Origin of the sequence: Rhabdobacter roseus (assembly GCF_014202275.1) — a bacterium.
Lineage (GTDB): Bacteria > Bacteroidota > Bacteroidia > Cytophagales > Spirosomataceae > Rhabdobacter > Rhabdobacter roseus.
In genome coordinates this window covers 96654-109288 of record NZ_JACHGF010000006.1, presented here as the reverse complement: position 1 = coordinate 109288, position 12635 = coordinate 96654, and the positions used below count along the sequence as shown (strand labels likewise).

Genomic DNA, 12635 nt, shown 5'->3' with positions numbered 1-12635 from the left:
GTGACTGCTCTGGGCATAGGTATTAGAAAGCGCAGCCATCAGCAGGACAATCACAAATAACTTATTCATAACTAGTTCTTTATAGATTATAATTCTACATTCTTCATTAATTATCACTCACTGCGCAGGCTCTTTACCGGGTTCATGAGAGCGGCTTTGATGGCCTGGAAACTTACCGTGAGTAGGGCGATGAGAAGGGCTGCCACGCCCGCCACCGCAAAGTACCACCACTCGATCTCGATGCGGTAGGCGTACTTTTCGAGCCAGTTTTGGAGGAAGTACCAGGCCAGCGGAAAGGCAATCAGCGCCGCAATGGCTACGAGCTTCAGGAAGTCACGGGAGAGCATCCCGACCAGGTTGGTCACGCTCGCGCCAAGTACCTTGCGCACGCCGATTTCCTTGGTCCGTTGCTCGGCCGTAAAGGCTGCTAGCCCGAACAGCCCCAGACACGAGATAAAAATGGCCAGAAACGCAAAGTAGTTGGCCAGGGTATTCACCACGTTTTCGGCCTTGTACTGGTTACCGAAGTCTTCGTCGGCGAAGTGGTACTTGAACGGAAAACCCGGATTAAATTGCTTGTACACCTCTTCCAGCTGCGCGATGGCCTCTCTGGTTTTTCCGGGCTCCGTACGAACGAGCACCACGCCCCAGTTTTCTTCTTTGGGCTGCAAGTTCACGATCAATGGCTCTATGGGTACGTGCAACGACCCGGTATGGAAATCTTCCATGAGGCCGATGATGGTACCCTTTTTGCCCCACATCGTCAGTTCCTTGCCCACGGGGTCCTGGTAGCCTATCTTGCGGGCGGCGGCTTCGTTGATGAGGTAGTTGGAGGTATCCGTTCCGAACGTCGGATTGAAATCCCGCCCGTCGAGTAGTTTGACGCCCATCGTCTTCACAAAGTCATAGCCCGTCGGATTGACGCTAAAAAGTAACTGCTGCGTAGTGTCTTTACCTGGCCAGGTCACGCCCATGGTAGAGCTACCGAAGTTGAGCGGGTTGGCCTGGGAGCAGGCTACTGCCTTGATACCAGGCCGGTTTTCCAGCGCTTGCTTGAACGAAGCGAAGCGGTTGCTCATGGCTTTTTCGACGTCGGTGACGTACAGCAAATTTTCCCGCTCGAAGCCCAGGTTTTTGTTTTGAATGTACTGGATCTGCCGGTACACCACGATCATGGCCAGAATCAGCAGGATCGACAGCCCAAACTGAAATACCACCAGTCCCTGTCGGAAGTAGGCCGCGCTGGGCTTAAACTTCAAACTACCCTTAAGTACCACCACCGGGTTGAGCGACGACATGAATAAAGCCGGGTAGCTACCCGCCACCAGGCCCGTAATGACCGTGAGCCCCAGCAGCAGCAAGAGCACCGAGGGGTCCAGAAAATTGAGCTCCAGCTGCTTTTCGGTAAGGGCATTGAACGCAGGCAGCAGCAGGAGCACCAGCACCACGGCCACCAGCAGCGCCAGAGAGGTGATCAGCACCGACTCCCCCATAAACTGCCCGATCAGGCTGGCGCGGTAGGCTCCCACCACCTTACGCAGCCCCACCTCCTTGCCCCGTTTCACCGAGCGCGCCGTGGCCAGGTTCATGAAGTTGATGCAGGCAATGACCAGGATAAAAATAGCCACGATCGTAAAAAGCCGCACGTACTCGATCCGTCCGCCGTTTTGTTGGCCCGCGTCCCAGCGCGAGTACAGGTACCCCTTCCCGTAGTTGGTCAAAAACAGCTCCACGTTGCTGTTTTTGTTTTTGGTTTTTACGTAGCCTTTGATCTTGGCATTGACCTTATCCACATCCGCATTTTTGGCCAGCAGTACCACGCAGCGTGGGCCGTTGTTGCTCCATTCTTTGGACCAATCGTTGCTTTTTTGCCAGCGATCGTAGCTCATCAGGAAGTCGAACTTCATGGACGAAGCCGCCGGGATTTCCTTCAGAACACCGGTCACGATCACATCGTCTTTGTTGTCGACCCGGATCGTTTTGCCCAAAGGGTCCTGGCCTTTGAAGTACTTGTCGGCCAGCTTCTGGGAAATCACCACGCCGTCGGGCCGCCGCAGGGCCGTGTTAGCATCGCCCTGGCTGAGCTCAAACGAAAACATGGGGAGAAAATCGCCCTGCACGTACCGGCCTTTTTCGTTGTCGTAGGTATCGCCTACGGTAAAAACCGGCGCTTCTTCCCAAAGTACCTGGCTGGCCATTTCGATTTCCGGAATGTCTTTCACGATGTGATCGGCCAGAATACCCGGCGTGGAGGCGTAGGTATTGATGGAGCCCGAGTAGTGCTGATTCTCCATGACGTGGTAAATCCGCGCGTCGTTTTCGTGAAAACGATCCATCTTTATTTCGTCTCCCACCCACAGCATGATGAGCAGGCTACAGGCCATTCCCAGGGCCAGGCCCAGGATGTTGATGAGGCTGAACGATTTGTTTTTCACCAGGTTCCGCCAGGCAATTTTGAGGTAGTTTCTGATCATGGCTATTTTTAGTTTAAGGGGTACTTTATACATTTTTAGAATAGGTACTTATTGGCAGGGGGTTCGGGGCATTGGGGTAGTTAAGAGTTTAATGTTCATGGAATAGCCTCTATCCCCCCGCCCTTTCTCCGGCGGAGAAAGGGAGCTTCTTTCGAGGGTAATTTACACTTTCAACCCTAAGCTCTAAACTACCCACTGCCCAACGCCCTCTGCCCTACGCTACTCACTTCGCAGGACGCTGACCGGATTGCGCCGGGCCGTTCGCCATGCGTGCAGGCCCGTAATAAGCAGCGTCAGCAGCAGCGTAAACAGCAACACCAGGGCCAGTAAGGGGTAGTTGAACGCCGTCCGGAAGGCGAAGTTATCCAGCCATTGATCTACTACGTACCAGGCTGCCCCAAAGGCGGGAAGCGCCGCTCCGCCGATCAGTAGCAGGTACTCGCGCGTCAGCAAAAGTACCATTGGCCCCAGCCCCGCGCCAAGTACCTTACGAATACCGATTTCGCGGGCCCGTTGCCGGGCAATAAACGCCGCCAGACCAAACAAGCCCAGCGCCGCAATGAAGAGCGTCAGGAAAGAAAAAGCCAGAAAAATCCGCCCGCGGAGCTGGTCGGTCCGGTAGCCATCCTGCAAGGCTTCTTCCAAAAAACGGTACGTAAAAGGTACCTGCGGAAACAGCCGCTGCCAGGTACTTTCGAGCTGCGCCATCGCCTTGGGAAGATCCTCCCCTACCTTTACCACCAGTTGATCCGAAGGGCGCAGCAGCAGCAGCTGCGGCTCGATGGGCTGGTGGAGCGAGCTTTGGTGGAAATCTTCCATGACGCCAACTACCTCCAGGTAGTTAGGATTGCCCTGATCGCCCAGCCGGATCTTGGCGCCCAGCGGCTCGGCCAGGCCAAACTGCCGGGCCAGTGTTTGGTTAATAATGGCCGCTCGGGTAGCATCCGCCGGGGCGTCGGGCAGGAAGTTGCGCCCCGCCACCAGCCGGATGCCCATCGTGGACAGGAAGTCGGCATCGACCCGGCCCCGGCGCACCAACTGCGGCTCGGGCCCGGTGGTACCTTCCGCGCTGATGGGCCCCTTGACCATGTCGTCGGTGCCGGGCAGGAAATCGGCCGAGCCCGCAGACACCACGTAGGTACTTTGCCGAAGCTGCTTCTTGAAAACCTCCCACGGCTCGGCCTCGACCTCGCCGGGTCGGCTCAGCCGCAGGATCTGCTCCTGGTCGAAACCCAGGTTTTTACGCTGCAGGTACCTAAGCTGGTCGTAAATGAGGGCCGTGCAACCAAGCACAAAAAGTACCACCCCAAACTGAACGCCCACCAGTACCGTGCGCAGCGTGGCCCCTTTTACCAGACCACCCTTAAGTACCACTACCGGCCGCAAGGATGAGAGCACCAACGCCGGGTAGCTCCCGCCCAAGGTACCTAAGCCCACGGCCAGCGCCAGCATCCCGGCCAGCAGCGGTGGGCGCGCCAGCTGCCTGGCGTCCAGCTGCAAGCCAAGTACCTCGTTGAGGTAGCCTGAGCTCACCGACAGCAGCGCCACGCCCGCCACCAGCGCCAGCAGCGTAAAGGCCAAAGACTCGGTCAGGAACTGGCCCGCAACCTGCCGACGGCTGGAGCCCATCACCTTCCGGACCCCGATCTCCAGGGCACGCTTGCTCGCCTGGGCCGTCACCAGGTTTACGTAGCTGATCAGGGCCAGGAAGAGCATCAGCAGGCCTACGGCGCCAAAAATATACAGGTAGGTATAGCCACCGGTTTCGGCCAGATGGATGGCCGCGAGGGGCAGCAGCTCATGCGTGGCACTCACCAGCACCGGTTCGCGCTCCGGGTTGAGGTACTTGGTATACAGGCCCGACAGGTCCGAAGCCAGCGCCGCAGGATCTACGCCCGGTTGCAGCAACAGGTAGGTGGCGGTGTTGAACTGATTGAAATAGTATTGATCCAGGTCCGGGTCCGTTTGGGCCGAAATCAGCGCTTCGGGTACCCGGTGGCCGTTGCGGGGTAGGTCGCGGTACACGCCCGTTACCAGCAGGGACAAACGCTGGCCGTCGGTCTGGGTAGTGGTACTCAAATTACTCCTCAGCGTTTGGCCCAGGGCTTGTCTGGGTCCAAAGATGCGCCGGGCCAGGCTTTCCGAAAGAACGATTTTGGCCGGGCCGTCGAGCGCCTTACGGGAAGTACCCTCCACAAACTCGTAGGAAAAGACATCGAACACGCTGGAGTCGGCCGCGTAGACCTGGGCTTCGGAGATGGTTTTATCCTGATACTGAAAGGACATAAAATCATCTTTCCAATACTTAAAAAACCGGACGTAGGCCGCTACGCCCGCATACTCCTGCTGCGCCAACGACCCCAAGTTGGCCGGGGTAGAATGCCAGCCTACTTCAAGTACCTTCTCGCGGGTTTGGATGGCACGGGTTTCGATCCGGTAGATGCGGTCGGCATGGACGTGGGAGCGGTCGTAGCTCAGCTCAAAATCCAGGTACAGCAAAATACCCAGCGCCGCCGCCATACCCAGCGTAAGGCCAGCCAGGTTCAGGCCCGACAGCCAAGGCTGCCGCGCTACCGTGCGCCAAAAGAGAAGGAGGCTATTTCGCAGCATCGGGTTTGGTGTTTATTCCGTTTTCAAGGCTTTTACCGGATTGGTTAGCGCGGCTTTGATGGCTTGGCTGCTGACCGTCAGCAGCGTAATGAGCAGCGCCCCGCCCCCCGCCAGCGCAAAAACCCACCAGCTGATGTCGGTTCGGTAGCTGTAGCTTTGCAACCACCAGTTCATGCTCCACCACGCGACGGGGAAGGCCACCAGGCACGAAAAAGCCACCAGCCCGATGAACTCCCGCGAAAGCAAACCCGCCACCGAAGGGATGGAAGCGCCAAGTACCTTCCGGATGCCGATTTCTTTGGTGCGTTTTTCGGCCATGTAAGCGGCCAGCCCGAATAACCCCAGGCAGGAGATCAGGACGGTCAAAAACGCAAACAGAGCCGCCAAAGTCCCCGTGCGCTGTTCATCTTTGAACTTCGCCGCGTAGCTTTCATCCACAAACCGGTAATTGAACGGGTAGGACGGATTGTATTTGGTAAAAATTTGCTCAGTGGCTTTCAGGGCCTCCTGCGTAGGTACCTCCGGCCGGTATTTGATATGAATGACATTGAACCAGCCGTGTGCGCCTTCGATCACCATCGGCTCCATGGGATCATATGGCGAGTTAAGTATAAAATCTTTGATGATGCCCACCACGCGCCATTCCCGTCCGTTGTCTTTGATTACCTGCCCGAGGGGCTCGGTAAAACCCATGGCCTTCACCGCCGACTCGTTGAGGAGCACGGCGGACGAGTCGGTAGGGTACTTGCTCAGGTCCATATCCCGGCCTTCAAGCAGGGTGAGCCCCGCCGTGTTTACGATGTTTTCATCCGTACAAAACCGGTTGAAGACAATCTTGGCGTTGTCGGGTTTGCCCGTCCAGTCGAAGCCCCAGCTGTTGCTCCAGCCTTCGGTTAGGGGGGCGCTGGTTTTGGTCACCGACTCCACCACGCCCGAGCGCGCCAATTCGCTTTTGATGACTGCGTAATTTTTGGCTATATCGCCTTCCATAAAGGTATAGACAAGGTTGTTTTTCTGGTAGCCGTTGTCGCGCTCCTGCGCGTAATTGATCTGTTTTTTGATCACCAGCGTAGACACAATAAGCACCAAAGCAATACTGAACTGCACCACCACCAGTACTTTGCGCGGGTTGATCACCGCACGGGCCGTTTTGAAAGTACCCTTAAGTACCTTCACCGGCTGAAAGGAAGAAAGGTAAAAAGCCGGATAACTACCCGCCAGCAAGGCCGTAATCACGACAAAGGCACTAATAAATAACCAGAAATAAACATTAGTAAAATCAACGGTCAGCGGGCGGTCGATCAGCTCACTAAAAGCCGGAAGGCTCACAACCACGATGGTCAAAGCCAGCAAAGCGGCCAGGCAGGTAATGATAAAAGACTCGCTCAAGAACAGCCCGATGAGCGATTGTCTCCGGGCACCCGCTACCTTGCACACCCCTACTTCCTTGGCGCGCTTTTCGCTACGGGCCGTGCTCAGGTTCATGAAATTGATACAGGCAATGAGCAGGATAAACCCGGCGATGATGCCAAACTGCCGAACTACCTCGATGCGCCCGCCCGCCACCTGGCCATTCTCAAACCGCGAGAAGAGCCGCCACTTGGGAAGCGCGTGCAGAAACACCTCGTTGTCTTCTTCGTTTTTGCTGTGGCGACGGGTAATGTTTTTAATTTTTTGGGCTACCACCGCCTCCCGGGCCGTGGGGAGTAGCTCCACGTAGGTACGTACGGAGTTATTGCCCCAATACCCATCGTCCCAGCCCAACTTTTGCAGGTAAGACCAGGGCGAGAGGTACTCAAAATCAAAGCGGGAATTGGCGGGCAAATCCGCAAGTACCCCCGTGACGAGGGCGTTTTCGCTGCTGTCGATGCGGATGGTACGGCCCAGGGCCTCGGCGTTACCAAATAGCTTTTGGGCCAGTTGCTGCGTAATGACGATACTCCCCGGCTGGCCCAGGGCCGTAGCCGCATCGCCACTCAACAGCGGAAAGGTAAACATGGACAGAAACGTGGAGTCTACAAAGGCGCTGTTGGCCCGTATCTTTTTATCGCCTACAGTGAGCAGCGAGCCATTATTGGCCGAATAGCGGCTGGTTTGGGCTACTTCCGGGTACTCCTTCTGCAAGGCCGGTCCCAGCGGCTTGGGGGTACTTGGCCAGGCTTGTAGTTTGCCGTCGAAGGTAGATCGGTTCATGGCCAGGTAGAGCCGGTCCTTCTTCTCATGAAACATGTCGTAGGTGATCTCACTTTGAATCCAAAGCAAGATGAGCAGCGAGCAGGCCATGCCCACGGCCAGCCCGCCGATGTTGATAAAGGCATACCCTTTGGCTCTGATCAGGTTTCGCCACGCAATTTTGAAATAGTTCTTGATCATATCTTTTAAGCGTTTCTTTTCCTTCAAGGTACTTTATGGCATGGGGCGTACTTAGCCCGAAAGCCTCTATCCCCCCGCCCTTTCTCCGGCCGAGAAAGGGAGCTTAGTAAGGTACTTTTATTAAAAAGTACCCCGTGCCCAAGACCCCATGCCCCACCCTACTCGCTCCGCAAACTCTTCACCGGGTTCATGAGCGCGGCTTTGATGGCCTGGCTGCTGACCGTCAGCAGGGCGATCACAACGGCCAAGGTACCTGCCAGCACAAACATCCACCACTGAATACTGATCTTATAGGCAAAATCCTGCAGCCACTGCTCCATGACGTACCAGGTCAGCGGCGTGGCCAAGACCAGGGCGATCAGCACCAGCTTGATAAAATCGCCGGAAAGCAACGCCACGATGCTCGTAATGTCCGCGCCAAGTACCTTGCGCACGCCGATCTCCTTGGTGCGTTGCTGGGCCGCAAAGGTTGCCAGGCCAAACAGCCCCAGGCAGGAAATCAGGATCGAAATGAGCGTGAAGGAGTTGACGATGCGGGCCGTACGGGCGTCGGCGGCGTAGTTGCGCTGGAAATCCTCATCCAGAAAGCTGTACGTAAAGGGCTCGCCCGGCATCAATGCGTTCCATTTGGCTTCCAGAGCGGGAAGTACCTGGCCAACGTCGTGCGTATTGACGTGGGCAATGAGGTACCGGAAGTCGTTGCCCAGGTGCAGAAAAAACGCGTACGGCTCGATGGCCTGGTGCAGGTCGGCAAAGTGAAAGTCTTTCACTACCCCCACGATTTCGAGGGGATAAATCGAGCCGTCGCCTTCGGGAAAATTGAGCCGGGTACCTACGGCCTTGTCCAGCGGGATGCCGAACTTGCGCAGGGTTGCTTCGTTGACCACCATGCGGGAGTTGGTATCGCCCGGAAATTGCTCCGACAACATGCGGCCCGCGACCATCGTAAAGCCCATCGTTTGCATAAAATCCGGGGCTACCCAGTTGGTTTTAACCAACGCCGATTCGTTTACGCTCTGGTCGGGACGGTACAACGATAGGTCGCTGGCATTGGTGATGCCTGGGTAGTAAGAGGTACCCGAGGCCGCGGTGATCTGATTATTCTGTAAAATTTCCTCGCGCAGCGCGTGGTAGGCCTGCCGGGCCTTATCGCTCCGCAGCGGAATGACGACCTGCTGCTCTTTGGTAAAGCCCAGCGGCTGGTCGTGCATGAACTGGATCTGCTTCTGGATCACCAGTGTAGCCACCACCAGGCCGATCGAAATCACAAATTGGCACACCACGAGCCCCCGCCGCAAAGCCGTAGCCGAAACTGAGTTGACAAACCTACCTTTGATGACGTCCAGGGGATTGAAGACCGATAGGTAAAACGCCGGATAACTACCCGCCAGCAGGCCCGTCAGGAAAGCCAGCCCGACAAATGCCAGCAAGATTTCGGGCTGAAGCAAGTCCTGCAAAGCCAGGGCTTTGTCGGCCATTTGGTTGAAAGCGGGCAGGAAAAGGACCACCCCCGCTACCGCTACCAACAGCGCCAGGAAGGTAAGTACCATCGACTCGCCCAGAAACTGCCCGATCAGGCTACCTTGGCCCGCTCCCATTACTTTGCGCATCCCTACCTCCGCAGCCCGCTTGACCGAGCGAGCCGTGGCCAGGTTCATGAAGTTGATACAGGCAATGAGCAGCGTAAACAACGCAATGGACGCCAGCACGTACAGGTAGGTAGTGCTGGTAGTAGGCGTAACGATGGCATTGATCCGGCTAAACAGGTGAATATCCGACACCGGCAGCAAGAAGAGGTACTTTTCCACACCGGCGGCTTTCAAATCCTGCCGGGCGTACTTTTCGACAAAGGCAGGTAGTTTCTGCGTAAACTGTGCCGCGTTGGTACCTTCCCTCAGCCGGACGTACGTAAAAAACATGTTGTTGTTGGTGAAGTCCTGCGGCTGGTCGCGCAGGAAGCCCCCGACCCAACCGGCCGTCATGGGAAGAAAATAGCGGGCGTCGATGTGCGAGCGGGTACTTTCGTTTCGGTAAACGCCCGTTACGTTGAAGCTTTCACCGTACCCGCTCGACCCGCCAATGCGGATCGTACGGCCCAGGGCGGGTACTTCGCCAAATAGCTTCCGAGCCACCTCCTCCGACAGCACCACCGACTGCGGATCGGCCAGCGCCGTGCGGGCGTTGCCTTCCAGGAAGTCATACGAAAAGACGTCGAAAAAAGTCGAGTCGACCTGGTAGCCTTTGGTTTCGTAAAAAGACTTTACGGCCTGCCCCGGCTCCTGTATTTTCAGCAAGGCTTGGCTTTCGACGAAGTTGGGCCACAGGCGCGTCACCTGCACGACCTCGGGGTACTCGGCCTTGATGGCCTGGGCGTAAGGCGAGGGCGCGCGCGGGTTATCCATCTTATCGCCATTGCGCCAGTTTTCGCTTCGTAGTAAATAAATATCCTCGGCAAAGGCATGGTGCCGGTCGAACGAAAGCTCACTGCGAATGTAGAGCAGCAGCAACATGCAGCAGGTCATGCCTACCGATAGGCCAAACACATTGATGGCCGAAAACAGCTTGCTCTTTTGTACGTTTCGCCAGGCGATTTTGAGGTAGTTCCGGATCATGTTTTAGTTGTTCTTTTTAACAGGTACTTTTGGTATAGGGCGGAGGGGTAAGGGCAAAGGGTACTTTGTTATTGTGGGGGTACTTTACACTTTAACCACCCTCTGCCCCGCGCCCACGGCCCTCTGCCAATCACTCGCTCCGTAGGCTCTTCACGGGGTTCATCAGGGCGGCTTTGATGGCCTGGAAACTCACCGTCAAGAATGCCACAGCCAGTGCCAGCGCCGCCGCCAGCACAAACACCCACCACTCGATTCCGATCTGGTATTGAAAGCTCTCCATCCACGATTTCATGAAGTAGTACGCCACGGGCGAAGCGATGACGATGGCAATGCCGACGAGCTTCAGAAAATCTTGGGAAAGCAGCGCCGTGATGCTTACCACCGAGGCCCCAAGTACCTTGCGTACGCCGATTTCCTTGGTACGTTGCTCGGCGGTAAAGGCCGCCAGGCCAAACAACCCCAGGCAGGCGATAAAAATCGTCAGGCCAGCGAAGGTGCGGTAGAGCAAGCCCATTTGCTGCTCAGCCTGATAAAAGTTTTCGATGCTTTCTTCGTAGAATTTCCCTACGAAAGGTACCTCCGGGAAGATTTTCTCGTAAGCCGCTTTTACTTTCTCAATCGTATTTGGCAAGTTCTGGGATTGCAGTTTCACGGCTCCTGACCAATAAAACTCAGCCAATTGGGTAATCAATATGGGGTCCGTTTCTTCTTTAGCCGAATGAGTATGAAAATCCTTAATGACGCCCACGATGGGGGCGGGGTCCCAGTTGCCCATGCGCAAATGGTGGCCGATGACGGAGGCAGGATCGGTCACGCCCAGCTTTTTCAGGAGCCGCTCGTTGACCACAAATTTGGTATTGGTGTCGCCCGGCGCGTAAGGGGTACCCGCTATGAACTCGATGCCGAAGGTTTTGAAATAATCACCATCGGCCATCTTCATCGAGACGCTGAAATCTTCGTCCTCGGACATATTCGTAAAAGCAAAGTTGCTCCGCCAGTTGTTGCCGGAAGACGGTTGATCGGACGCGTAGGAGACAGCTCGTACTTCGGGGATTTTTAGTAATTCGTTGCGGAGGGCCTCATTGCGCGACCGGTACTCGGTATCCATGCTGAGCGTATAGACACCCTCTTTCACAAAACCCAGGTCGAGCTGGCTGACGTACTCCATCTGCCGCAGGTTGATAACCGTGCCGATGATCAGTACCAGTGCTGCTGCGAACTGAAACACGATCAGACTTTGGCGAAGCGTAAGGCCGCCCATCCAGCCGCGCGAAACCTTCTGGCGGAACACTTCCAGCGGCGAGAACGAGGAAAGTACCAAAGCCGGGTAGACGCCCGAAAGCAACGTAAGTACCAGCAGACCGCCCAGTAGCCACAGACCCAGCTCGGGGGTGAAGTACAGCGACGGATCGGTAGGTACATTAAACATTTGTTCGAGTAGCGGAATCGCCATGTAAGCCAGTACAAGACCTACGGCTACCGACCCCAGCACCACCAAAAACGTTTCGGTCAGGAACTGCGCCACCAGTTGACTCTTCTGGCTGCCCAGTACCTTGCGGACGCCTACTTCCCTGGCGCGTTTGGTGGCCAGTGCGGAGTACATGTTGATGAAGTTGATGCAGGCCATCAGTAGGATGAGGATGCCTACTACGGCAATGTTTCTAATCCGCTCCCTCGGCACCGCGCGATGTTTATAGTTATCCAGTCCAACGTTGTGGTGTACGTCTGCCAACGGGCTCAGCGAGTGCGTTTGCTTGCCTTTTTCTTTCCGGATGTCGTAGTGCTTGCGCGAGAATTTTTCGAGCAAGGCATTGGCCGAAGCCACCGAAAAGTGCTCGGGCAACAATACAAAAATTTGGTCTTTTGTAGTGGTACTTCCCCAATTTTCAAAATCCCCAAACCCAAACAGCTCCGGCTTGGCGCGCTTGGATTCGTAGGAAAGCACCAGATTGAGCGGGAAGTCCGTGTTAGCCGGAGCGTCTTCCAGTACCCCACCTACCTTCATAGTCGTCGTGTTATTGATCCGCAGGTACTTTCCCTCGGCTTGCTGGTAGTCCTTGAAATATTTTTCGGCAAACTTGCGCGACAGTACCACCACGTTGGGCTGGGCCAACACCTCAGGACGGCCCACAAGCCAGCGGTAGTTGAACAGTTGAAAAAAATCAGGCTCCACCATTACGCCTTCGTTTTTCTCCATGAATTTGGTAGAAACATCTTGTGAAGCAGGGTCGCTGCCCAGTACCGTCACCTGCGGGTCCAGGGTACCGAAGATCGGTACAATCTTTTCAAACTGCGGGATGTCCGTCTTCAGGGCCGCTGCTACGGGCAGCGGGCTACCCGGTGTTATTTCTTCGCCACCATCGGCATAGGTTTGCTGCTGCACTAGGCGGTAAACCCGGTCGTAATGGGGATGGAAGGTATCGAAGCTCAGCTCATAGCGCACCACCATGAATAGTAACAATGCAGCTGCCACGCCCACGCTTAGGCCCAACGTATTGAGAATAGTAAAGCCCCGGTGACGGGTCAGGTTTCGCCAGGCAATTTTGAGGTAGCTCCGGATCATGTT

The 12635-nt window shown here is 55.9% G+C and carries 5 protein-coding genes; all 5 read right to left on the bottom strand.

Annotated elements, in window-relative coordinates:
• Positions 1-113 precede the first annotated feature (113 nt).
• The 5 genes from HNQ92_RS18425 to HNQ92_RS18405 all read right to left on the bottom strand — a co-directional run bounded on the left by HNQ92_RS18425 (position 114) and on the right by HNQ92_RS18405 (position 12632).
• A complete protein-coding gene (locus HNQ92_RS18425) occupies positions 114-2474 on the bottom strand; it encodes an ABC transporter permease (protein ID WP_184176215.1) in 2361 nt (786 codons plus the stop codon).
• Between the two features lie 219 nt (positions 2475-2693).
• Positions 2694-5084: an ABC transporter permease gene (locus tag HNQ92_RS18420; RefSeq protein ID WP_184175949.1), complete on the bottom strand. Its 2391-nt coding sequence runs from the start codon at positions 5082-5084 to the stop codon at positions 2694-2696.
• Positions 5085-5096: 12 nt separating this feature from the next.
• On the bottom strand, positions 5097-7457 hold the full coding sequence (locus HNQ92_RS18415) for an ABC transporter permease (RefSeq protein WP_184175946.1): 2361 nt from the start codon (positions 7455-7457) through the stop codon (positions 5097-5099).
• Between the two features lie 158 nt (positions 7458-7615).
• Positions 7616-10069 (bottom strand): ABC transporter permease, encoded by a 2454-nt coding sequence (locus tag HNQ92_RS18410; RefSeq protein ID WP_184175944.1) that lies wholly within the window; start codon positions 10067-10069, stop codon positions 7616-7618.
• A 130-nt stretch (positions 10070-10199) separates the two neighbouring features.
• Complete coding sequence (locus HNQ92_RS18405; RefSeq protein ID WP_184175942.1) at positions 10200-12632, bottom strand: ABC transporter permease; 2433 nt, start codon at positions 12630-12632, stop codon at positions 10200-10202.
• Between the last annotated feature and the right edge of the window lie 3 nt (positions 12633-12635).

Excerpts from the sequence above, each read along its gene's own strand:
- HNQ92_RS18425 (WP_184176215.1), bottom strand. The coding sequence starts at position 2,474 with ATGATCAGAAACTACCTCAAAATTGCCTGGCGGAACCTGGTGAAAAAC.
- HNQ92_RS18420 (WP_184175949.1), bottom strand. The coding sequence starts at position 5,084 with ATGCTGCGAAATAGCCTCCTTCTCTTTTGGCGCACGGTAGCGCGGCAG.
- HNQ92_RS18415 (WP_184175946.1), bottom strand. The coding sequence starts at position 7,457 with ATGATCAAGAACTATTTCAAAATTGCGTGGCGAAACCTGATCAGAGCC.
- HNQ92_RS18410 (WP_184175944.1), bottom strand. The coding sequence starts at position 10,069 with ATGATCCGGAACTACCTCAAAATCGCCTGGCGAAACGTACAAAAGAGC.
- HNQ92_RS18405 (WP_184175942.1), bottom strand. The coding sequence starts at position 12,632 with ATGATCCGGAGCTACCTCAAAATTGCCTGGCGAAACCTGACCCGTCAC.